The organism is Bartonella sp. DGB1 (genome assembly GCF_041345015.1).
Classification (GTDB): domain Bacteria; phylum Pseudomonadota; class Alphaproteobacteria; order Rhizobiales; family Rhizobiaceae; genus DGB1.
Genome location: NZ_CP166769.1, coordinates 751,674 through 774,812 on the forward strand (window position 1 = coordinate 751,674; position 23,139 = coordinate 774,812).

Consider the following 23,139-nt stretch of genomic DNA (forward strand, 5'->3'; position numbering starts at 1 on the left):
TAATATATTAACCGACGCTACCTTCTAAGCTAATGCCTATTAATTTTTGCGCTTCTACAGCAAATTCCATCGGTAACTCTTGAATAACTTCTTTAACAAATCCATTGACAATTAAAGCAATGGCCTCCTCTTCAGGGATACCCCGTTGCATGACGTAGAATAATTGATCTTCAGAAATTTTTGAAGTTGTCGCTTCGTGCTCAAATTGAGCGGTTGAGTTTCTAGCTTCAATATATGGTACAGTATGAGCACCACAATTATTTCCTATTAATAAACTATCACACTGGGTAAAATTACGAGAATTTTTTGCTTTCCTCTGTGCTAAAACTTGACCTCTATAAGTGTTGTTGGAGAATCCAGCAGAAATACCTTTAGAGACAATTCTACTAGAAGTATTTTCACCTATATGTATCATTTTAGTGCCGGAATCTATTTGTTGATAGCCATTTGAAATAGCGATAGAATAAAATTCACCGCGGCTATCTTTACCTTTTAATAAACAAGATGGATATTTCCAAGTAACAGCGGATCCTGTTTCTACCTGTGTCCAAGATATTTTAGATCTGTCCCCTCTGCAATCGCCTCTTTTCGTTACAAAGTTATAAATTCCACCTTTACCATTTTTATCTCCTGGATACCAATTTTGTACGGTGGAATATTTAATTTCAGCATCTTCTAATGCTATTAATTCTACAACTGCAGCATGTAATTGATTTTCATCGCGTTGTGGCGCGGTACAACCTTCAAGATAAGAAACATATGAACCTGCCTCAGCAATAATCAATGTACGTTCAAATTGCCCGGTATTACGTTCATTGATACGGAAATAAGTAGAAAGCTCCATTGGGCAACGAACGCCTTTAGGAATATAAACAAATGATCCATCAGTAAATACAGCAGAATTCAAAGCTGAATAATAATTATCAGCTATTGGAACAACAGATCCTAAATATTTTTTTATTAATTCTGGATGTTCTTTAATGGCTTCAGAGATAGCACAAAAAATAACCCCAACTTGAGCTAATTCTTTTTTAAAAGTGGTAACAACAGAAACAGAATCAAATACAGCGTCTACAGCTACTTTACCAGATGAATAGATGTTATCTAGTTGATTATGAGTAGGATTTTGTACTCCTGCTAATATTTCTTGTTCACGCAATGGAATATTTAATTTTTCATATGTGCGTAATAATTCTGGATCTACATCAGCTAAAGATGAAGGACCTTTATGTCCTTTAGGTGATGCATAATAATATAAATCTTGAAAGTTTATAGTATCATATTTCACTTTTGCCCAAGTTGGCTCTTTCATTTTTAACCATTGTTGATATGCTTTTAATCTCCATTCCAGCATCCACTCAGGTTCATCTTTTTTATTAGAAATAAAATGTATAATTTCTTCATTCAAGCCTTTAGGTGATTTTTCCATTTCAATATTAGTTTCAAAACCATATTTATATTGGTCAACATCTATTTTCTTTACTTGGCGAATTGTTTCTTCTTCTGCAATCATGCGACTTCCTAGTTATTTAAAATTTGTTTAAAGGATCTTATAAATTGATCAAGATCCGATAATTGAGTTTCTAGACCGATAGAAACTCTTATAGCTCCATTATCTGGATTATAACCCATAGCTAATATGACTTCGTTAATTGATACTCGGCTCGAAGAGCAGGCCTTTCCTGATGATACAGCAATACCACATAAATCAAAAGCAATTTGTAAAGTCTCTGCTTTTTTATGTGGTATAGTAAAATAACATGTATTAGGCAACCGCTTAACATTTTTTCCGTATATTATTATATCAGGGCATATGTTTTGTAAAGCATTTTCTAAATAGGTTAACTTTTCATTATTCCACAAATTACTATCTAATTGTTTATTTATTTGTTCTGCCGCTGTTCCAAAGCTAGCAATAAGAGGTACTGACTGTGTTCCTGATCTTAGTCCTTTTTCTTGCCCGCCCCCTTTTAATAATGGATCTGGTGCTAATAAATTACTAGAATTTATAAAAGCTCCAATACCTTTAGCTGCTCCTATCTTATGACCAGAAATAAAAATAAAATCTGCAAATTCACTTAAATTGCTAATTTTGTAACGACCAATATATTGTACAGCATCTACGATAAAAATTGCACCATAATTTTTAACTAATGCATATAATTTAGGAATATCTTGTAAAACACCAGTTTCTGAGTTAGCTGCTTGTATTGATACTAATGGTAAGCCTTTATTTTTATCATGGTTAGTTAATGCTTCTGTAAGAAAATCAATATTGATTAAACCATCATTATTTACAGGAATAGAGGTCACTTGATCATTTTTGAATGAATGACCTTTAGCTACGCACGGATGTTCTGTTGCTCCTATATATAAATGACTAAAGACTAACTTGCTTCTTCCCATTTTCCAATGTGGTGTTAATAAAGTAGCCGCCGCTTCTGTGGCTCCAGAAGTAAAAGTTATTTTATCTTTATCTATATTAAATAAATTAGCAATTTTTTGTCTGTTTGATTCAAGCAATCTATTAGCTTTTTGACCTTCAGTATGCACTGACGAAGGGTTGCCGTAATTTTGCAGTGCTTCCATTATAGCTGTAGCTACTTCATCGCTTACCGGCATAGTTGCATTATAATCAAGATATATGCGTTTTTTAAACATGTAATTCTACTAAGATTCGTTTTTCAAATAGACTATAACCGATAGCTTTTCTTTTGTTAATTAAAATTAGTAAAATATTAAAAATTTATTGCTTGAAATTTGTATAGAATAAATAGTATTATGCAAAAAATAAAATATAAGTTTGGAATATTATGCCTGAAATTATTTTTAATGGTCCCTCTGGACATTTAGAAGGAAGATATCAAGCTTCCGATGACAAATATGCACCAATAGCTATAATTTTACATCCGCATCCGCTGTTCGGCGGTACAATGAATAATAAAGTTACCTATGATTTATTTTATCTATTAAATAAAAAAGGATTTAATACATTAAGATTTAATTTTAGAGGTGTTGGTAAAAGTCAAGGCGAATTTGATTATGGATCAGGAGAATTATCTGATGCTGCTGCTGCCCTAGACTGGTTACAAAGCAAACACCCAAACAATAATAATTCATGGGTTGTTGGATATTCTTTTGGCGCTTGGATAGCAATGCAGTTATTAATGCGACGCCCTGAAATAGCCGGATTTATATCAGTTGGATTGCAGCCAAATATTTATGATTTTTCTTTTTTAGCTCCTTGTCCTGTATCTGGGCTAATCATACATGGTAGCAATGATAAAACAGCACCTCTAGATAAAGTAAATCTATTAGTTGAAAAATTACGTCAACAAAAGAATATTTCAATAGAAAATTCAATCGTTCAAAATGCCGATCACTTTTTTACCGATCATACTGATGAATTAATGTCAATTTGTAGTAATTATATTGATTCTAGATTAGAATATATGGATCATAAACCAAAGCTACTATTGGAATTAGCTGAAAATTAGATAGGTAGTTCTTATATGCATAAATATAAATCAGACTTTCTGCAAATTTTACAAGAACGTGGTTTTATACATCAAATCTCTTTAGATGATGAGTTAGATAATCTTTTAAAAACTCAAACCGTCTCCGCTTATATTGGTTTTGATCCAACTGCATCAAGTTTGCATGTAGGTAGTATGATACAGATTATGATGCTATATTGGCTACAACAGACAGGACATAAGCCATTCATTCTTATGGGCGGTGCTACTGGTCTGATTGGTGACCCTTCTTTTAAAGATGAAGCTAGAGTCTTACTAGATAAGCAAGTAGTGGAAAATAATATAAATTCTATCAAGGGTATTTTTAATAAATATCTAGATTTTGAAACACAAAGTAATTCCGCTGTAATTGTAAATAATGCTGATTGGCTTAATAATATTAATTATTTAGAGTTTTTACGTGACATCGGTAAATATTTTTCAATCAATAGAATGTTATCTTTTGACTCAGTAAAATCTAGATTAGATAGAGAGTCTTCTTTATCTTTTCTAGAGTTTAATTATATGATCTTACAAGGATATGATTTTGTACAATTATCCAAAAATTATGGTGTAAGATTACAAATGGGTGGATCTGACCAGTGGGGTAATATAATCAATGGTATTGAATTAGCACATAAATTAAAAATGCCGCAATTATATGCTCTAACCAGCCCTTTACTTACAACTGCTTCAGGGCAGAAAATGGGTAAATCTGTATCCGGGGCTATTTGGCTTGATGCTAATATGTTATCACCTTACGAATTTTGGCAATTTTGGCGTAATACAGAAGATGCAGATGTTGGTCGTTTTTTACGTTTATATACTATATTGCCTATGGACGAAATAAGAAAGCTTGAAAAAATTCAAGGCAAAGAGATAAATGAAGTTAAAAAAATCTTAGCTACACAAGTAACTAGTTTATTACATGGTAAGGAACAAGCAGAGCAAGCTGAAAAAACTTCATTGCAAACTTTTGAACTAGGGCAAATAGGTGATAATTTACCGACCCTAATAATAACCGAAGAAGAACTTAAAAATGGTATAGGTATTTTATCACTATTAGTGAAAGCAAATTTATCATCCTCTAATTCAGAAGCAAGGCGCAACATTAGAGCTGGTGGAGTAAAATTAAATGATATTGTAATTAATGATGAAGCTTATATAGTAACTATAGATCATTTAATAGAAGGCAAAATTAAACTTTCGTTTGGACGTAAAAAACATGTAATAATACATTATTAAAAGTTGGAAGATTATGGATCAGATCAATGTTAATAGTAAGGCTATTGATTTTACAATAGCTCTAGATAATGGAACAGATTTTACTTTATCTAATCATGGTAAAAATGCGGTAGTTTTATTTTTTTACCCTAAAGATGATACAAAGGGTTGCACTCAAGAAGCCTTAGAATTTTCACAATTAAAACAACAATTTGATGATTTAAATGTAGCCTTATTAGGTATTTCTCCAGATAGTATAAAAAAACATATTTCTTTTAAAAATAAATATAATCTAACAGTTGATTTAGGTTCAGATGAATCTAAAGATATATTACAATCTTATGGTGTGTGGGTAGAAAAATCTATGTATGGGCGCAAATATATGGGCGTAGAGCGTACCACCATATTGATAGATAGCAATTTAAATATTTTAAAAATTTGGCATAAAGTCAAAGTAGCTAATCATGCTGCTGAAGTTTTAGCTACTGTTAAAAATATTATTTCTCATGGTTAAGTGATTTTTATATTTGAATCCTTTGAGCTAGAGCTGCGTGAATAAAAGCATTTAATTCTCCGTCTAGAACTTCTGTTGGGTTAGTACTTTCTATACCCGTTCTTAAATCTTTTACTAATTGATATGGTTGTAGAACATAAGATCTAATTTGGTGCCCCCACCCTATTTCTGTTTTTGCAGTTTCTTGTAAAGAAGCTTCAGCCTCTCTTTTTTTAATTTCTGCTTCATATAATCTAGCTTTTAGCATTTTCCATGCAGTTTCTTTATTTTTATATTGAGATCTTTCCGCCTGACATTGAACTACGATACCAGTAGCTAGATGCGTTATCCTTACAGCAGAATCAGTAGTATTTACGTGTTGTCCCCCTGCTCCGGAGGCTCTATAAGTATCTATTCTAACTTCAGATTCTGAAATATTAACCTCAATATTATCATCAATAACCGGATATATCCAAACGCTAGCAAAAGATGTATGGCGACGAGAATTAGAATCAAAAGGAGAAATACGAACTAATCTATGAACTCCGCTTTCTGTTTTTAGTAAACCATAGGCATTATGTCCTTTTACTAATATAGAAACAGATTTTATTCCAGCTTCTTCTCCATCGTGTATCTCAAGGATTTGCATTTTCATATTCTGCTTAGATATCCATCTGCTGTACATCCGTAGTAGCATATTAGCCCAATCTTGACTTTCAGTGCCACCAGCTCCAGCATGGATTTCTAAATAAGTATCATTTGCATCATTTTCACCAGATAATAAAATTTCAGTCTGTTTTTGCAGCAAATCTTTTTGCAACTGAATAATTTCTTGTTCCGCTTCTGTTATTAATTCTTCATCTTTTTCATTTTCACCTAATATAATAAAATTAATACTATCTTCTAATTTTTGCTCTGATTCTGTTATGAAATTAACTGAAAATTCTAATTTCTGTCTTTCTTTCATTAATTCTTGAGCCTTTATCTGATCACTCCATATAGAAGGATCCTCTACAGCCTGGTTTAAATATTGTAATCTTTTATTAGCTGCATCCCAGTCAAAGATGCCTCCTTAAGATAATTAGAATTTTTTTTAATTCAGTAATTAAATTTTCCATCTCTAATCGCATTATTATTCTCCTAGAATTAATATAATCCTTCTTGTCCTTCTGATAAGGCACTTTTAACTGATGGCGAGGCCGGCGATAAAGCTACGCCACGTTTAAAAGTTTGAGAGCCTAAGACTTCATAAACTTCAGAAGGATAAGAGCCTGGTTTAAATGGATCCATAGTGACATTTTGTTCAAAAGGTTTAGCTCTTAAACCTGTAGATTGATTAATAGGTATGAAGGTTATTCCTTTAGGAATAGGAAATTCACTTTTTCTCACATCTTTAAGAGTTTTTTCTAAAAATTCACGAATAAGTGGACCTACTAAGCCGCTACCGCTTCCTTTATTATCTAAAACTTTTGGATAATCATAGCCTAAATATACAGCCACCAATAAATCAGGAGTAAAAGCTATAAACCAGGCATCTTTTGCTAAGTTACTAGTACCCGTTTTACCTGCAATAGGACGGTTTAAACTACGTAATGCACGACCTGTACCAGAAGTAACAACGCTTTCAAGCATATTGATTATTTGATAATTAGTTAAAGGGTCTAAAATTTGAGGTCTTTTGTCTATTAATGTAGGGGTATCAAAATTATTCCATTCAGGTGCGTTACAGCCGATACATTCTCGTTCATCATGACGGTATATCGTTTTTCCATAACGATCCTGTATTCTATCTATTAAAGTTGGAATTACTTCTTTACCTCCATTAGCTAGAATTGCATAAGCAGTTGCCATTCTCATTAATGTAGTATTACCGGCTCCTAGTGACATTGATAATAGTCGAGGCATTTTATCATAAATTTTAAAACGCTCTGCATATTTAGCAACTACATCAATCCCTACTGTGTGAGCTAGTCTAATAGTAAATAAATTAAGAGAATGTTCTAAGGCATATCGTAAAGTTCTTGGACCCGCAAAATAACCAGATACAAAATTTTTGGGTTCCCATAATTCTAAATCTGTGCCTTGTTCTACTGCTATAGGTCCATCATTTAATATATCAGAAGTTCTAAAACCATTATCTAATGCAGCTGCATATATAAATGGCTTGAATACAGATCCTGGCTGTCTCGATGCTTGAGTAGCGCGATTAAATTGTGATACATCATAAGAAAAACCGCCAACCATAGCTAATATACGTCCGGTAGACGGTTCCATAGCTATTAACGCGCCTTCAACTCTAGGAACTTGCTCTAAGCTATAGTTATCCTTGAATAAATGTTTAACATAGATAACATCGCCTGCATTAAGAATTTCATTAAAGCTAGATAATAAAATAGTTTTACCTTCTTCGTTGATTTGTCTTAATGCCCAATTAGAAGATTGATTCTTAATTAAGGCTTCTGTTCTAGCTGATTCAATAGTTCCATCAAGAAATATTTTCGGCTGTAACCCTATTTTAATTTCGTCATCGTTAACTTCAAGTACTACAGCTATTTTCCATTCTGGTACATCGGTTAATGGCCTAAATTTCTGTATTTCTATACCCCAATCTTTATTTTCAAGGTCAATATGACCAAGCGCACCGCGCCATCCTAATTTGCGATCATGATTTATTAAACCTTTTCTTAGAATATTTTGTGCTAAAATTTGATATTCTGGTCTTAATGAGGTTCTTACTGATAGCCCTCCTTCGTATAAAGTTTTACTGCCATATTTCGATAGAATTTGTCTTCTTACTTCTTCAGCGAAATATTCACTACCTTTAGCTTTGTTAATATTTCTTTTATCAACGGTCACTAAAGGAGCTTTTTTAGCATTTTCAGCTTCTTCTTTAGTTATATATCCATTTTCAAACATTCTATCTAATACCCAATTACGTCGGATAACAGCTCTTTCTTTATGTGTGAATGGATTATAATTAGCAGGGCCTTTAGGTAAGGCTGCTAGATAAGCTATTTCAGCTAAGGTTAACTGATTAACTGATTTATCAAAATAAGTTAAAGAAGCGCTAGCTATACCATAAGCGCCTCTGCCTAGAAAGATTTCATTTAAATATAATTCTAAAATATGATCTTTTGTATAAGCTTGTTCGATACGATAAGATAAAATAGCTTCTTTAATTTTACGTTGTAATTTTACTTCACTGCTAAGTAAAAAATTCTTTGCAACTTGTTGCGTGATAGTAGAAGCCCCTACCGGACGTTTAGAGGAAAAAATATTTTTGATATTAGTTAATATAGCTCTAGCTAGACCAGTTAAATCTAAACCGTGATGTTTATAAAAATTTTTATCTTCAGCAGATATAAAAGCGGCTCTAACTAAAGGCGGGATAGATTCTATAGGTAAATAAAGACGTTTTTTAGTAGCAAATTCAGTCAAGATTTTTCCATCATCACTGTGAACTCGGGTTATTACAGCTGGTTCATAATGAGCTAAAGACTCGTAATTAGGTAAGTCTTTAACGAGGTAAGCAATAAAAAGAGCTATTCCTATTATAGCGATGACCAAAAAACCAATTACTGCGGTCAATAGATAACGGAAGAATTTTAACATATGGAAGCTTTTCGTTATAAATGATTATTAATTCTAAGGTCTTTCTTATATCACAATTTTATACAATCAGTATATATTTTTATCATATAAATACACATACTAAAATCCGATATTGTTATAATATAATCAATTGTAACAATAGCTAATATAAATGTATATTAATTAATAAGATAAAGCTCATTAATATTTACTGAAATTAACTTTAAATTACATCATAATCCAAGCCACAGAAGCTATTTTGCAAATATTAGAATTATATGATATATAGATAGATGAGGTAATCATCTATCTATAAATAAAAATATATTTGCTATGTAATTAGCTTACTATACACATAGCAAATATATTTTAAGTTAAATACTATAAGGGAAATTCATCGTGAATAGAATTTGATATATCTTTGGTATTTTTAGCAAATAGATGTTTAAATTTATATTTGGTCTGCAGTAATTAATAATACAATATCAAATAATGATAATTATAGCTATGAGAGGACTCTAAAATATAATTAATAATAAACTGCAAGTTAGCAGAATGTTTGGTTATTGAATTTTTATTTACTCGGACATGGATAAACTTAAGATTGGGAAATACAATGAATTTAGAACTTAACTCACTTATGACTTTGTTTTTAACCAGTATTTGTTTGCTGTTAGGAATATTTTTAAAAGAAAAAATTAAATTATTGCAACGTTTCTGTATACCTTCACCTGTTGTTGGTGGTTTTCTTGCCAGTTTAATAATATGGGCTGGAAGATCATTAGATTTATTTACAGTTTCTTTTAACACCAGTTTACAAAGTTATTTTATGACTGCTTTTTTTATCACTGTAGGTTTAGAAGGAAGCTTTAGATTAATAAAATCTGGTGGCTTGATATTAATGCTCTATGTGGGAATAGCTTGGTTTGTGGCAATTGGACAAAGTAGTATAGGTATAGTATTAGCAAAATTGTTTGGTGAAGCGTCTGTGTTAGGTGTGATGGCAGGAAGTGTACCTTTAAGTGGTGGACATGGAGGTGCCGTGGCATTTGGTAATATGGCTGTTGAATATACTGGTAGTGATTTACCTTTGGTTGTTGCATTGACGACAGCTACTTTTGGATTAATAGTAGGAAGTTTGTTAGGCGGACCAGTAGCTTCTTATTTAATCAGCAGATATAGAATTCCTATCACAACTGAAAAAGTTGGACAAAATGTTGAAAAGCAAATTGAAGAACAGATGGAAGACAGCAAAAAAGAAGAAAATATTTTTATAGAACCAATTAACGGAATAAAATTCCCTCACTTTTTAAAAATGTTTGCTGTAATTTTAATTCTTATCATTGTAGGAGAATGGTTAAATCAATTATTGAAGTATATTATACCTTCTATAGGTTTTCCTACTTATATAACCGCCATGCTTGCTGCTATAATTATGCGTAATTTAAATGATAAACTAAAACTTATTGAATTTAGAGAAACTTCATTAACTTTAATCTCTAGTTTTTCATTAGGTATCTTTTTAACTATGGCAATGATGAGTTTAAAAATATGGGAAATTCAATCAGTAGCTTTACCTTTATTGGTAATTTGGATTGCACAAGTTGCGTTTTTACTTTCTTTTACCGTCTTTATTGTATTCCGTATGTTAGGAAAAAATTATGACGCAGCTGTTATGTGCTCTGGTCTATTAGGACATGGTTTTGGTGCTACACCAACTGCTATGGCTAATATGAATAGTGTGTGTGAAAGATATAATTTAGTATCTTTAAAAGCATTTCTAATTGTTCCATTAACTGGAGCCGTGTTAGTTGAAGTATTACAAATTCCATATCAATCATGGTTAATCAGTATATTAACTGCAGTACATTAATAATCTTATTAAATTTAAATATTTATGTTAATGAATGGGGCAAATGCCTCATTCATTTTTTAAATGATGCTATAGCATCTGCTAATGATTCCGCAAGTTTATTAAGCCACTCATCATTATTTAATAATTTTTTATCTTCTTCATTGGAAAGATATCCTAATTCTAATAATATAGAAGGAAAATCTGGAGCTGATAAAACTTGAAAATTAGCTTGTCGATGAGGATTATTATTGAGTAAAAAATTCTTTTTTATATTTTTAATTATTGTATGAGCTATTTTAATAGACTTTTGTTGATTTTCTCTTCTAGTTAATTCTAATAATATAGATGGTACGACGGTATTATATGAAGGCGGTATGCCTAATAAAAAATTCACTTGATTTTGTGTCTCTGATAATTTCTGTGAAATTAAGTCTGAAGAAATTTTAGAGGAAGTATAAATTGTTATACCTCTAATATTTTTTATATCAATTGTGTCAGCGTGTATTGAAATAAATAAATCTGCTCCTAAATCTCGAGCTATATTCATTCTGTCTGTAAGGTTAATAAAAATATCACTATTTCGGGTAAGATATGTTTTAATATCTTGATATTTTTTTAATTTTTCATGTAATCTTTTAGCGAAATTAAGAGTTACATTTTTTTCTAAGGTGCCGTTTTTCCCTATTGCGCCGCTATCTATACCTCCGTGCCCAGGGTCAATAACCACAATAAAATTTTTACTTTCTGCAACAGAAATATAATTAGAACATAATAAAAAAAACATACTAAGAATAGCTAGATAAATATTTTTTTTATATAAAAAATTTAACATATTAAAACCTTTTTGCAAATTATGTAGCAGTTCTCCACTAAACAAATTTTATAAATAATATTTTTAGTGAAATATATACTGAAAATATGTTATAAGAAAGAATTAAAATATTTTCTTAATTGTGGTTTTAGGTTCAATTTCATGTCCTATATATCATCAATAAGTTTAGTTAATTAAAAAATATTTTACTCATTTGGAATTATTTATGTGTGAAAGACAAATAGAATATAGAATTTATTTTATGAGCAGGAAGAAACAAACTTGCTTATCTCTTTCGCATATTCATTTATTAGCAGGTCATAATTTAACAAAGCAACAGAATATACTGTTTAGCAATAAAGTTAAATTATTGACTATCAGGAAATTTAATTATGTCAAAAAAAATATTAATAGATGCCTCTCATTTGGAGGAAACTCGAGTTGTTTCTCTTCAGGATAACGTATTAGAAGAATTTGATTTTGAATCAGAACATAAAAAACAATTAAAAAGTAATATATATTTAGCGCGTATTACTAGAGTGGAGCCCTCTTTACAGGCTGCTTTTGTGGAATATGGAGAAAATAGACAAGGCTTTTTAGCTTTTTCAGAAATTCATCCTGATTATTATCAAATTCCATTAGCTGATCGAAAAGAGTTATTGCAGGCTCAGGAAGAAGAAGCGCGCCAACAACAATTACAAGAAGAAGAAAAATTAGCTGCTGCTGGAAATGTTAAAAAAAATAGAAAACGCAAAAGTAAAGCTGAAAATGTAAAAGAAGATAAAGAGTTTATTGAATTAGATGCTAATGGTAACTTTATTCCAGAAGCTGAACCAATAACTATCTTTGAAACAGATGATCCGTTAGAATTAGAGATCTCTGAGAAAAAAATTGCTATAAAAAATTATAAAATTCAAGATGTTATTAAACGTAGACAAATAATTTTAGTACAAGTAACTAAAGAAGAACGTGGAAATAAAGGCGCTGCTCTTACTACTTATTTATCTTTAGCGGGGCGTTATTCTGTTTTAATGCCAAACACAGCTAGGGGTGGAGGTATATCACGTAAAATTACTAATATAACTGAACGACAACATCTTAAAAAAATAGTACAAACCTTAGATATACCTGAGGGAATGGGAATTATTTTAAGAACTGCTGGAGCGAAAAGATCAAAATTAGAAATTAAAAAAGATTATGAATATTTAATGCGGTTATGGAATGATATAAAACAGCGTGTGTTTAAATCTATAGCCCCTAGCCTAGTTCATGAAGAAGGAAATTTGATCAAACGTTCTATAAGAGATTTATATACTAAAGATGTAACCGAGATTTTAGTTTCTGGGGATGACGCTTATAAAGAAGCAAAAAACTTTATGCGTATGTTAATGCCAAGTCAGTCTAAATATATACAACCTTATAAAGGGTCAGTGCCTATTTTTTCTTATTATGGTGTTGAAAGTCAACTTAATCAGATATTTCAACCACATGTAAATTTAAAATCTGGTGGTTATTTAATAATAAATCAAACCGAGGCCTTAGTATCTATTGATGTGAATTCTGGTCGTTCAACTAAAGAAACTTCTGTTGAAGATACAGCTCTACAAACTAATTTAGAAGCAGCTGAAGCAGTTGCAAAACAATTAAAATTAAGAGATTTAGCGGGACTTATAGTTATTGACTTTATTGATATGACTGAAAAAAATCATATACGTGCAGTAGAAAAGCTTTTAAGAGATTGCTTGAAAGAAGATAGAGCACGTATACAAATAGGACATATTAGTCCTTTTGGTCTATTAGAAATGAGTCGTCAAAGATTAAGAGCTTCTATTTTAGAAAATATTACGCAACCTTGTCCACATTGCCAAGGAGCTGGATATATTAAATCTGATTCTTCAGTTGCTTTAAATTTGTTAAGATCAATCGAGGAATTTGCTTTAAATAATTTAGGTTATAACATAAATGTTACAACCTCTGAGGTAACAGCTTTATATATCTTTAACAACAAACGTTTGATATTATGTGATATTGAAAAACGTTTTGCTATATCAGTTAATATTCAAATAGATGCTCATATGAATGGCAGTTTTATTTTGACCAAAGGTGAAGCAACGGATAAAATGCCGGTTATTGAGGTATCTTTACCTAAAGCGGTAACTGAGAGTGAAGTAAAAAAAGTAGTTGAAGAAACTACAATTAATAAAACATCTAAAATAGATGAAAAAACTTCTAAAACAGAAGAAAAAGATATTAAAGTATCTAATAAGATAGTTCCACAAAGTAAAAAACAACGCGGTAAAAAACCGCTAAGAACCGCCTATGTTCCTTATGCAGAACCGGTTGGTCCATTTGCTTTAGTAGCATATGCAGAACTTAGAGCTAAAAGAATGCGTCGTCGTCTTTGGGGATATAAAATTCCCTCCCCTGAATTTGTTAACCTAGAAGTAGAATTACCAGAAAATTTTAAATTTGTTAGCAATAAAGTTAGATTTGAAAAAAAACTTATTAAAAAGAAAAATTTTAATAAGAAGAATCATAACAACAATAAAGACTTAGCGCAAACTGCTGATGATAAGGCTACCAATAATCGTTCTTTAAAACATAAAAAAAATAAGAAAAATATTATTAAAGAAAATAATGACATCTCTTCTAATGAGCATAAAAACTTAGATAATAATATTGTTTCTATAGAACCCTTTGAACAAGTCAATAGTGAATTAGCTCACAATATTGATGTAGCTTTAGATCTGTTAAAAAACGAAGAATCTACCGGTAGCACCAAGAAAAAAAGACTTGGCTGGTGGCAAAGGCGTAGAAAATAATTATTTAAAATTATTAATGATATTCCTTGTAAATTTAATAGCAATAGCTGCAACGAATATCATCGATAATATCCCTACTATAACGGCTCCGGTAGGAATATCAGCGAAATAACTTATTATTAATCCTGTTACTGAAGCAAATACCGATGACATAACTGATATTATTAACATAGATGGAAAATTTCTGCATAACATTAAAGCTATTATGCCAGGAATAATAACCATTGCTATAATTAATATTACACCGGCCGTTTTCATACCGCTAACAATAGTCAAAGCCAGCAATATCAGTAAAATATTATTCATTAATTTTACTGGTAAACCGATAGAATTAGCTTGAACATCATCAAAACATAATAACATGAAGTCTTTATATTTTAACAATAAAACCATTAACGTAAAAACAGCTGTTATTATCGTCTGAAAAAAATCTATATTAGTAATACCCAAAATATTACCAAATAAAATATGTAACATATGTTGATCTTTACTGGTCAGACTTATTAAAACAATTCCTAAAGCAAAAAACACCGATAAAATAATGCCTAATATTGTATCTTCTTTTAATTTACTGTTATTTTTTACATATCCTAAAGTAACAGTACATAATAGAGCTGATAGAAAAGCTCCTAAAGCTGCTGGTATAGCTAATATATGTGCTACGGCTAACCCGGGCAATACAGAATGAGATATTGCATCTCCTATCATTGCCCAGCCTTTTAAAATTAAAAAACATGAAATTATAGCACAGCAAATACCTATAATTATAGAAATTATTAACGCACGCTGCATAAAAGGATAACTAAAAAGTTCTAATAAGATATCAAGATATTTTTGCATATTTTTTCATTCTAAGATATTTTTTTAATAGACCATATTTAGGAGCAAAAATAAAAGTTATAAAAAATAACGCACCTTGCATAACAACGATCATAGCAGAAGTAGGAACATTAAGAAAATAACTTATATAGGCGCCTATAAACCCTGTAAAGATACCAATTATTATTGCAATAATAGTTACTTTATTAAAATCATCACTTAATAATGATGCCGTTGCACCGGGAGTTATTAACATAGAAACTATAAGTAATGCACCAATAGACTGCAAGGCCGAAATAATTATCATACAAAGTAGAAGAAAAAAGATATTTTTTAATAAAGTTATATTTATTCCTACAATTTTAGCTTGTATTTCATCTAAAAATAACAACATTAAATTTTTTCGTAATATAGCAATAATAAACATTATAGTTATAGTTATAGCTATAGTTTGTATGATTTCTTGATTATTTAAAGTAAGCAAATTACCAAATAATATTGTGGTTATTCTAATTTCTCTAGGATATATTGAAGCAATGATTAAGCCATAAGATAAGAAACTAGTAAATACTAGACCTAATATTGCATCTTTTTTTAAGATAGTAAATTTTTTCAATAACTGCATAATGATTATAGCAATTATTGCGGCAATATTTGCACCAATAACATAAGGAGCAGCAAAAATATATGAAAGAGCAACTCCAGGAACCACCGCATGTGACAAAGCATCACCAAGTAATGACCACCCACTAGCTATTAAATAAACAGATACAAATGCTGTTGCAGCACCTATAATAGTAGCTACAAGTAAACTATAAAATACATAATTATATAAAAATGGTTCTAATAATAATTCTAACATATATTTATCTGATTACATATAAATTCGGATTGAAATGTTTGTTTTAAATTTTCTTTAGTGAATATTGTATCTATTTTACCTTGTGCAATAATATTTTGTCTTAAAAAGATCACATTATCACAAAATTCTTTAATATGTTGCAGGTTATGTGTAGATATTAAGATAATTTTATCTTGTTTCGCTAATGCTTTTAATTGATCAATTATAATTTTTTCACTAGTGGTATCTACCCCGGTAAAAGGTTCATCTAGTAATAATATATCTGCTTCTTGTGCTAAGGCTCTTGCTAGAAATACACGTTTTTTTTGTCCACCAGATAATTCACCTATTTGTCTATTTCCTAAATTTTCTAAATTTAATAATTCTAACGATGTTTGTACTATTTTACGGTCATGTTCTTTAGCTGTACGCAAGAAATTCATATGTCCATATCTGCCCGTCATTACCAAATCTTTAACTAAAATAGGAAAAGTATAATCTATTTCTTCCAGCTGTGGCACATAAGCTATTATGCTTTTTTTAAGAGCATTTTTAACAGATAAATTGTTGATTAAGATATTTCCACTGTGTGGTTTTAATAATCCCATTATAGATTTGAATAAAGTAGATTTACCACCACCATTAACGCCTATGAGGGCGGTTATTTCACCGCCCTTTAGATTGAAGTTAATATCTTTTAATGCATGTAAGCCATTATTATAAATAACATTTAGACTAGTAACTGTTAAAGACGTAGATAAATGCATTATTTATTATAACCTTTCAGAATAGTCTTTATTGTAACATTTAATAAATCCAGATATGTAGGTGCTACGCCCTTAGGGCCGGTTAATGAATCAACATATAATACACCGCCATATTTAGCTTTAGTAGAATTTGCTACTTGTTTCATAGGTCTATCAGAAACTGTGCTTTCGCTAAATACTACAGGAATATTATATTTTTCTACAGTATCAATTACATGTTTTAAATGTTTCGGTGTTATTATTTCATCACCGTTAACAGGCCAAAGGTATAATTCCTTCATGTTATAATCTTTAATTAAGTAACTAAAGGCACCTTCACTTGTTACTAACCAACGTTGCTTTACTGGTATTTTATTTATTTCATCACGTAAATATTTATCTAATTGCTTAATTTTTTGTGTATATTCGTAAGCGTTTTTATTATAAATATCAGCATTATCTGGATCATATTTTACGAAAGCTTTTCTTATATTTTCTACATATATCATAGCATTTTTAGGAGAAAGCCACGCATGAGGATTGGGTTTACCTTCATATTCGCCTTCTAATATTGGTAATGGTACAATATTTTCAGTTACAACCACTGCAGGTGTATTTTTTAATTGTGCAAAAAAACGCTCAAACCATAATTCTAAGTTTAAGCCATTCCATAATATTAAATCAGCTTTATGAGCTTTAATTATATCTTTAGGCGTTGGATCATATTCATGTACTTCCATACCTTCTTTTATTACAGATTCTACTATTGCTGCATCACCTGCAACATTTTTAGCAATGTCTTTAATAATGGTAAAGCTAGTTACGACATACATTTTTTTTTCTGCCATAACATTGGTAATTGTAGGAGTAAGTAACAATAATACGGCTAAAGACCGAAAAGTATTTAATAATATATTCATAGGTTATTCCATCTCTGTTTTTTTATTTAATAATTGCATAATAGCCCCTATCATTAATAGATAGAAACTTAACGTAACCAATATTATTTTAAATAATGCTGGAGGATTTAGATCATAGATAACTAAGCCCATAATACATAATATTGCCCAAATTAAAAATATGGGCAAATTTATTATTCTCAACGGTTTAACTCTTACTGGATGTAAAAACCAAATCGGTAAAAATGAGCTAAAGGCACATAAAAATATTGTTAAAAAAATTGTTGTAGAGCTAGGTTTTGTTAAAAATAAAACGAATAATACTAAATTCCAAACTACTGGAAAACCTTTAAAAAAATTATGGCTGGTTTTCATGCCTGTATTTGCATAATAAATAGCACTAGAGAAGACAATTATTATTGCAGACAGATAAGATAATATTGGTGTCATCAAACCACTTTTATAAAAAACAAAGGCAGGAATAAACACATAAGTTACATAATCAATAATATTATCTAATAACTCGCCTGACCAGTTTGGTAATATTTCTTTTACTTGAAACTTTCTAGCTATAGGTCCGTCAATTCCATCTATTATTAAGGAAATAGCCATCCAAACAAACATAGAGTACCATTGTTCATTACAGGCAAACACTATAGAAAAAAAAGCAGCTACGGATCCTAAAGCAGTTAATATATGTACTGAAAAGGCTTTTATTTCACGGCAGCTAAGTTTTTTTTTTGACATATTAATCCCTATAATTTTAATTTGTAATTCTATATGCTATAATAATTAATGTCAATAAGTGAGTTAGAGCATGAATAACCAACATAAAATAACACAACAAAATTATACTATAGCTATTATTGGTGGTGGTCTTACCGGTAAATTAGCGGTATTATATTTAGCATATTCGGGTTATCAGGTAATACATATAGCTACTGATTTAGCGATAACAGATGAAAGAACTACGGCTATAATGATGCCTGGTATAAATTTGTTACGTGAGCTAAATATTATGCAATATCTTCAACCTTTTGCTGAGCCGTTAAAAGCTATAACATTAATTGATGAATCGCATAAAATATTTAGTAATGCTAGTGTTACTTTTACAGCTAATGAAATTAATGAAGAAGCTTTTGGTTATAATATTCCTAATAAAAATTTAAATGATATTTTAAAACAAGAAATAAGTAAAAAAACAAATGTTACTGCTATAAATGATAAGGTTATAAATATTGAAGTAACTGCTGATAGTAATATAATTTATCTTGAAAAAAATAATAAATTAAATGTTGATATTATTATTGCAGCAGATGGTGCTAACTCTATAAGTCGTAATTACGCCAACATAGAGATTGATAAAACGCAATTATTGCAAACGGCAGCGATATTATCTTTTTCACATGAATTTCCTCATAAAGGCATGTCAATTGAGTTTCAAACTCCACAAGGACCATTTACACAAGTACCATTACAAGGAAATAATTCTAGTTTAGTATGGGTAATGTCAAATGATATCGTGGAAAAATATAAAGATTTAGGAAAAAAACAATTAAATAAAATAATAAATAACAAATTATCTAGCTACTTAGGAGATATAAAAATAACCTCTGACATACAATTTTGGGAGTTAAAATTACAATTAGCCAAAAAAATAGCTAATAATAATATAATTTTAATAGGAGAATCCGCGCATATATTTCCACCGTTAGGTGCACAAGGACTTAATTTAACTATTAGAGATATTTTAAGCTTACCTGAAGCATTAAATAAATCAAGTAAACAAGAGATAATGACATTCTACAATAATAATAGATTATTCGATATTAAAAGTCGTAGCTTATTAATAAAAAATTTAAACCATTCATTAATAACATCTATTCTTCCCATCAAATTTTTAAGAATGATTTCTTTTAATTTGCTAAAACACTCATCATTTTTGCGTAAATTTATTTCTTATGAATTATTAACACCAAAAGCTGGTTTAAATTATTTAAAATCTTTTTTTAAAAATAATTAACTAAGGTTAGCTAATTTTATTAAATGATTAAGTAAAGCTTCTAAACCTTTGATTTTTTTATCATTATCTTTCCAATCTCTTATAAATAATAATGATTGATCTGGGCGAATTTTTGCTAGATTTCCTTGTTGAGTAATAAAATTAACTAACGCCATTGGATTAGCAAAACTGGAATTTCTAAAATGAATAACTACTCCTTTAGGTCCAGCATCTAATTTTTCTATATTAGCTTTACGGCAAAGAATTTTAATATATACTATCTTTAGTAAATGTTCTACCTCTGCTGGAAATGATCCAAATCTATCAATTAACTCTATAGCGAATGATTCTATCTCTTCAGATAAAGTAAGATTTCCTAACTTTCTATATAAACTGATACGTAATTGTAAATCGGGTATATAACTTTCTGGTATCATTACTGAAGTACCGATAGAAATTTGCGGTGACCATTCATGTTCATTAGATATTTCTTCGCCTTTGCATTGAGCTATAGCCTCCTCTAACATTTGTTGGTATAATTCAAAACCTACTTCTTTTATATGTCCGGATTGTTCTTCGCCTAGAATATTTCCAGCACCTCTGATATCCATATCATGATTAGCTAATTGAAAACCACCACCTAAAGTATCTAAAGATTGAATTACTTTTAGTCTTTGTTGAGCTGTTTTAGATAATTCTTTATTAACTGGAATAGTTAGTAAAGCATAGGCACGTTGTTTTGATCTACCTACTCTGCCACGCAACTGATATAGAGCCGCTAAACCAAACATATCTGCACGATGAATTATTATACTATTAGCAGTAGGAATATCTAACCCGGATTCAATAATAGAGGTAGAAATCAAAATATCATATTGACCATCATAAAAAACATTCATAATATTATCTAATTCACTAGAAGCCATTTTACCATGTGCGCTTATAGCTTTTATTTCTGGTACTTGGGTCTTTATAAAATTTTCTATAAAAGCTAAATCAGATATTCTAGGACATACATAAAAACTTTGTCCCCCTCGATAATATTCCCGTAATAATGTTTCTCTAATAATTAGCGGGTCAAACGGTGATAACATTGTTTTAGTAACCATTCTATCAATAGGAGGAATAGTCATTAAAGATAAATCCTGCACTCCATTTAAAGACATTTGTAATGTTCTTGGTATCGGGGTTGCAGATAAAGTTAATACATGTAAATCTGGCTTATTTTGTTTTAATTTTTCTTTATGAGTGACGCCAAAATGTTGCTCTTCATCAATTATCAATAAAGCTAAATTGTTAAATTTTATATCTTTATTTAATAAAGCATGAGTACCTATTACAATATTTATTGTACCATCTGCTAACAATTTTTTAGTTTTAACTATTTCTTTAGCAGGAACCATACGTGAAACTTGTGCTATATTGAGACCAAAACCCTCAAATCTTTGACAGAAATTTTTATAATGTTGACGAGATAATAAAGTCGTAGGAACTATTACTGCTACTTGATATCCTTGCATCGCTGTTACAAAAGCAGCTCTTAATGCTACCTCTGTTTTTCCAAAGCCTACATCTCCACAAATTAAGCGATCCATAGGGCGCTTACTTTGCAAGTCAGTTAAAGTATCTTGAATGGCTGTTTTTTGATCTTCTGTTTCTTCATAAGGAAAACGTGCTACAAATTCCTCATAAGCAGTTTCAATTACAGAAATTTGCGGAGCTGTTTTAGTTAAACGTGCAGCAGCCGTTTTTATTAATTGTCCAGCTATTTCTAATAATTTCTTTTTTAATTTAGCTTTTTTTAACTGCCAAGCACCGCTGCCTAATCTATCCAGTGAAACACTCGCAGCCTCACCTCCATAACGCGATAATAATTCAATATTTTCTACTGGTAAAAGTAATTTATCTTGACCAGCATAAAGTATCTCTAAACAATCATGTGCTGCACCATCTATAGTGATAGTTCTTAAAGATATAAATCTACCAATGCCGTGATTAATATGTACAACTATATCATCTTTATTTAACGCTGTTGTTTCAGCAATAAATTTAGATGCTTTACGTTTTTTAGTAGAAGATCTAACTAATCGATCTCCTAAAATATCTTGCTCGCCAATAATGATTAAATCTTTTAAGTTAATACCATTTTCAATAGGTAAAACCCCATAAGCAATAAAATTATTAGGTAAATCTCTAAATTGATTTAAATTATTAACTTTTTCTAATTTTTCAAGTCCGAGATCTTTTAATAATTGTATTAATCTCTCTAACGAGGATTCTGCCCAGCCAGCAATAAGTATTTTTTTCTTTTCTTGGCGTAATTCTCCTAAATATTTAATAACCTTATTAAATAATTCTCCTTGCTGGAGATTTTTTTCTTTTGAAAAGTTACGGGTTAAATTCATATGTGAATGAAATAAATATTTACCTTCAGAAAAAGATATATCAAGAAAGGTTAATTCTACTAAAGTATAATTATTTTTTAGTTTATTTTTTAGCTCTGACGGCGATAAATATAATAGACATGGTTTTATTGGCGTATAACCATATTGATCATTATCATTCTGTATTGTCAGCTGTTCTAAACGAGCATTATAATAATCAGTTATCAGTTTATTTCGTTCTTCTATAGCTTTTTCAAATAAATGATCAATAACTATAGTTGTTTCATCTAAATAATCAAAAAAATCAGTTAATTGATTGTAAAAAAAGGGTAACCAATGTTCGATACCTAATATTCTACGTTGAGCTATAATAGATTGATAATTATTATTTTGATTTAGATTTTTGGCACCAAATTCTTTTAAAAAATTGACTCTAAAATTTTCTATAGTTTCAGGTGATAAAATAACTTCACTTGTTGGCTTTAAAATTATATTTTGTAATGTCTCTAATGATTTTTGTGTACTACTATTAAAGGTACGAATATTTTCTAATATATTACCAAAAAAATCTAATCTTATAGGATTGTTATTATCAGGTAAAAATATATCTATTACCCCTCCTCTTACTGCAAATTCACCTATGTCTTTTACTATATCCACTCTTTCAAAAGCATATTGTTCTAAACTGCTAATAATTTTGGACATTTCAATTTTTTGTCCGACTTGTAGAGGAATAAAATAAGTTTGTAAAATATCTTCTGGTATAACTTTTTGTAAAATAGCATTAACCGAGGTTAATATAATAACTTTTTCGTTATTTCTTTTGATTTTTGACAATTCAAAAAGGCAGTTTAATCTTTCTGCTAACACAGCTAGACTTGGTGAACTACGGTCATAAGGCAAACAATCCCAAGCAGGAAAATGTAATATTTTTGCATCAGGCACTAAAAAATTAAGACAAGTTTCTAATTCTAAAAATTTTCTTGCATCTTTAGCTATAAATAAAATTTTATTAGAATGACTAATTTTCTTTGCTAATAGATCAGCAATGATTATTGCTTCACCACCCGAGACAACACGATCAATAACAATATGATCACCTTTTTTCGGAATAAAATTATTGAAAAATGAGAACAT

Annotated in this window: 17 protein-coding genes; 6 read left to right on the forward strand and 11 right to left on the reverse strand. The window is 30.1% G+C overall.

What is annotated here, in order from left to right:
* Window positions 1-7 precede the first annotated feature (7 nt).
* Together sufB and AB6T46_RS03800 are read right to left on the reverse strand one after the other, a co-directional pair.
* Complete coding sequence (gene sufB, locus AB6T46_RS03795; protein WP_370930834.1) at window positions 8-1,513, reverse strand: Fe-S cluster assembly protein SufB; 1,506 nt, start codon at window positions 1,511-1,513, stop codon at window positions 8-10.
* A gap of 8 nt (window positions 1,514-1,521) precedes the next feature.
* Window positions 1,522-2,661, reverse strand: coding sequence for a cysteine desulfurase family protein (locus AB6T46_RS03800; protein WP_370930835.1), 1,140 nt, complete (start codon window positions 2,659-2,661; stop codon window positions 1,522-1,524).
* Between the two features lie 152 nt (window positions 2,662-2,813).
* Here AB6T46_RS03800 and AB6T46_RS03805 point away from each other — a divergent pair, with 152 nt between their 5' ends.
* From AB6T46_RS03805 to AB6T46_RS03815, 3 genes are read left to right on the forward strand one after another with little or no spacing between them, the layout of a single operon-like run.
* The gene (locus tag AB6T46_RS03805; protein ID WP_370930836.1) at window positions 2,814-3,497 is read left to right on the forward strand and encodes an alpha/beta hydrolase; all 684 of its coding nucleotides are present in this window, start codon (window positions 2,814-2,816) and stop codon (window positions 3,495-3,497) included.
* Between the two features lie 15 nt (window positions 3,498-3,512).
* Window positions 3,513-4,760, forward strand: coding sequence for a tyrosine--tRNA ligase (gene tyrS / locus AB6T46_RS03810; RefSeq protein WP_370930837.1), 1,248 nt, complete (start codon window positions 3,513-3,515; stop codon window positions 4,758-4,760).
* A gap of 13 nt (window positions 4,761-4,773) precedes the next feature.
* The gene (locus tag AB6T46_RS03815; protein ID WP_370930838.1) at window positions 4,774-5,253 is read left to right on the forward strand and encodes a peroxiredoxin; all 480 of its coding nucleotides are present in this window, start codon (window positions 4,774-4,776) and stop codon (window positions 5,251-5,253) included.
* 7 nt (window positions 5,254-5,260) lie between these two features.
* Here AB6T46_RS03815 and prfB read toward each other — a convergent pair.
* Both prfB and AB6T46_RS03825 read right to left on the reverse strand, forming a co-directional pair.
* Window positions 5,261-6,362, reverse strand: a protein-coding gene (gene prfB / locus AB6T46_RS03820) for a peptide chain release factor 2 (RefSeq protein ID WP_370930839.1) whose coding sequence is annotated in 2 segments (ribosomal slippage) — window positions 5,261-6,292 and window positions 6,294-6,362 — 1,101 coding nt in all. Because the reading frame shifts where the segments join, the coding sequence is not laid out codon by codon here.
* A 16-nt stretch (window positions 6,363-6,378) separates the two neighbouring features.
* Window positions 6,379-8,844, reverse strand: a complete 2,466-nt coding sequence (locus tag AB6T46_RS03825) for a penicillin-binding protein 1A (RefSeq protein ID WP_370930840.1) — start codon at window positions 8,842-8,844, stop codon at window positions 6,379-6,381.
* Window positions 8,845-9,439: 595 nt separating this feature from the next.
* On the opposite strand from AB6T46_RS03825, the gene gltS reads away from it, so the two are divergent.
* Window positions 9,440-10,696, forward strand: a complete 1,257-nt coding sequence (gene gltS / locus AB6T46_RS03830; protein ID WP_370930841.1) for a sodium/glutamate symporter — start codon at window positions 9,440-9,442, stop codon at window positions 10,694-10,696.
* Window positions 10,697-10,748: 52 nt separating this feature from the next.
* Here gltS and AB6T46_RS03835 read toward each other — a convergent pair whose 3' ends face one another.
* Window positions 10,749-11,510, reverse strand: coding sequence for an N-acetylmuramoyl-L-alanine amidase (locus AB6T46_RS03835; protein ID WP_370930842.1), 762 nt, complete (start codon window positions 11,508-11,510; stop codon window positions 10,749-10,751).
* Between the two features lie 371 nt (window positions 11,511-11,881).
* On the opposite strand from AB6T46_RS03835, the gene AB6T46_RS03840 reads away from it, so the two are divergent.
* A complete protein-coding gene (locus AB6T46_RS03840) occupies window positions 11,882-14,311 on the forward strand; it encodes a ribonuclease E/G (RefSeq protein ID WP_370930843.1) in 2,430 nt (809 codons plus the stop codon).
* Here AB6T46_RS03840 and AB6T46_RS03845 read toward each other — a convergent pair whose 3' ends face one another.
* From AB6T46_RS03845 to AB6T46_RS03865, 5 genes are read right to left on the reverse strand one after another with little or no spacing between them, the layout of a single operon-like run.
* On the reverse strand, window positions 14,312-15,151 hold the full coding sequence (locus AB6T46_RS03845) for a metal ABC transporter permease (RefSeq protein ID WP_370930844.1): 840 nt from the start codon (window positions 15,149-15,151) through the stop codon (window positions 14,312-14,314).
* A complete protein-coding gene (locus AB6T46_RS03850; protein WP_370930845.1) occupies window positions 15,135-15,992 on the reverse strand; it encodes a metal ABC transporter permease in 858 nt (285 codons plus the stop codon). Before AB6T46_RS03850 ends, AB6T46_RS03845 begins: the two co-directional genes overlap by 17 nt.
* Window positions 15,986-16,738 (reverse strand): metal ABC transporter ATP-binding protein, encoded by a 753-nt coding sequence (locus AB6T46_RS03855; RefSeq protein WP_370930846.1) that lies wholly within the window; start codon window positions 16,736-16,738, stop codon window positions 15,986-15,988. The genes AB6T46_RS03850 and AB6T46_RS03855 overlap by 7 nt, the downstream gene beginning before the upstream one ends.
* Window positions 16,738-17,637, reverse strand: a complete 900-nt coding sequence (locus AB6T46_RS03860; protein WP_370930847.1) for a metal ABC transporter substrate-binding protein — start codon at window positions 17,635-17,637, stop codon at window positions 16,738-16,740. The genes AB6T46_RS03855 and AB6T46_RS03860 overlap by 1 nt, the downstream gene beginning before the upstream one ends.
* Before the next feature lie 3 nt (window positions 17,638-17,640).
* On the reverse strand, window positions 17,641-18,363 hold the full coding sequence (locus AB6T46_RS03865) for a phosphatidylcholine/phosphatidylserine synthase (RefSeq protein ID WP_370930848.1): 723 nt from the start codon (window positions 18,361-18,363) through the stop codon (window positions 17,641-17,643).
* A gap of 70 nt (window positions 18,364-18,433) precedes the next feature.
* Here AB6T46_RS03865 and AB6T46_RS03870 point away from each other — a divergent pair, with 70 nt between their 5' ends.
* Window positions 18,434-19,639, forward strand: a complete 1,206-nt coding sequence (locus AB6T46_RS03870; RefSeq protein ID WP_370930849.1) for an FAD-dependent monooxygenase — start codon at window positions 18,434-18,436, stop codon at window positions 19,637-19,639.
* On the opposite strand, the gene mfd is transcribed toward AB6T46_RS03870, so the two are convergent.
* Complete coding sequence (gene mfd, locus AB6T46_RS03875) at window positions 19,636-23,139, reverse strand: transcription-repair coupling factor (protein ID WP_370930850.1); 3,504 nt, start codon at window positions 23,137-23,139, stop codon at window positions 19,636-19,638. The two genes, AB6T46_RS03870 and mfd, sit on opposite strands and share 4 nt — an antisense overlap.

What these genes read in the sequence shown, in the direction of transcription:
- sufB (WP_370930834.1), bottom strand. Translation starts at nt 1,513, where the DNA reads ATGATTGCAGAAGAAGAAACAATTCGCCAAGTAAAGAAAATAGATGTT.
- AB6T46_RS03800 (WP_370930835.1), bottom strand. Translation starts at nt 2,661, where the DNA reads ATGTTTAAAAAACGCATATATCTTGATTATAATGCAACTATGCCGGTA.
- AB6T46_RS03805 (WP_370930836.1), top strand. Translation starts at nt 2,814, where the DNA reads ATGCCTGAAATTATTTTTAATGGTCCCTCTGGACATTTAGAAGGAAGA.
- tyrS (WP_370930837.1), top strand. Translation starts at nt 3,513, where the DNA reads ATGCATAAATATAAATCAGACTTTCTGCAAATTTTACAAGAACGTGGT.
- AB6T46_RS03815 (WP_370930838.1), top strand. Translation starts at nt 4,774, where the DNA reads ATGGATCAGATCAATGTTAATAGTAAGGCTATTGATTTTACAATAGCT.
- AB6T46_RS03825 (WP_370930840.1), bottom strand. Translation starts at nt 8,844, where the DNA reads ATGTTAAAATTCTTCCGTTATCTATTGACCGCAGTAATTGGTTTTTTG.
- gltS (WP_370930841.1), top strand. Translation starts at nt 9,440, where the DNA reads ATGAATTTAGAACTTAACTCACTTATGACTTTGTTTTTAACCAGTATT.
- AB6T46_RS03835 (WP_370930842.1), bottom strand. Translation starts at nt 11,510, where the DNA reads ATGTTAAATTTTTTATATAAAAAAAATATTTATCTAGCTATTCTTAGT.
- AB6T46_RS03840 (WP_370930843.1), top strand. Translation starts at nt 11,882, where the DNA reads ATGTCAAAAAAAATATTAATAGATGCCTCTCATTTGGAGGAAACTCGA.
- AB6T46_RS03845 (WP_370930844.1), bottom strand. Translation starts at nt 15,151, where the DNA reads ATGCAAAAATATCTTGATATCTTATTAGAACTTTTTAGTTATCCTTTT.
- AB6T46_RS03850 (WP_370930845.1), bottom strand. Translation starts at nt 15,992, where the DNA reads ATGTTAGAATTATTATTAGAACCATTTTTATATAATTATGTATTTTAT.
- AB6T46_RS03855 (WP_370930846.1), bottom strand. Translation starts at nt 16,738, where the DNA reads ATGCATTTATCTACGTCTTTAACAGTTACTAGTCTAAATGTTATTTAT.
- AB6T46_RS03860 (WP_370930847.1), bottom strand. Translation starts at nt 17,637, where the DNA reads ATGAATATATTATTAAATACTTTTCGGTCTTTAGCCGTATTATTGTTA.
- AB6T46_RS03865 (WP_370930848.1), bottom strand. Translation starts at nt 18,363, where the DNA reads ATGTCAAAAAAAAAACTTAGCTGCCGTGAAATAAAAGCCTTTTCAGTA.
- AB6T46_RS03870 (WP_370930849.1), top strand. Translation starts at nt 18,434, where the DNA reads ATGAATAACCAACATAAAATAACACAACAAAATTATACTATAGCTATT.
- mfd (WP_370930850.1), bottom strand. Translation starts at nt 23,139, where the DNA reads ATGTTCTCATTTTTCAATAATTTTATTCCGAAAAAAGGTGATCATATT.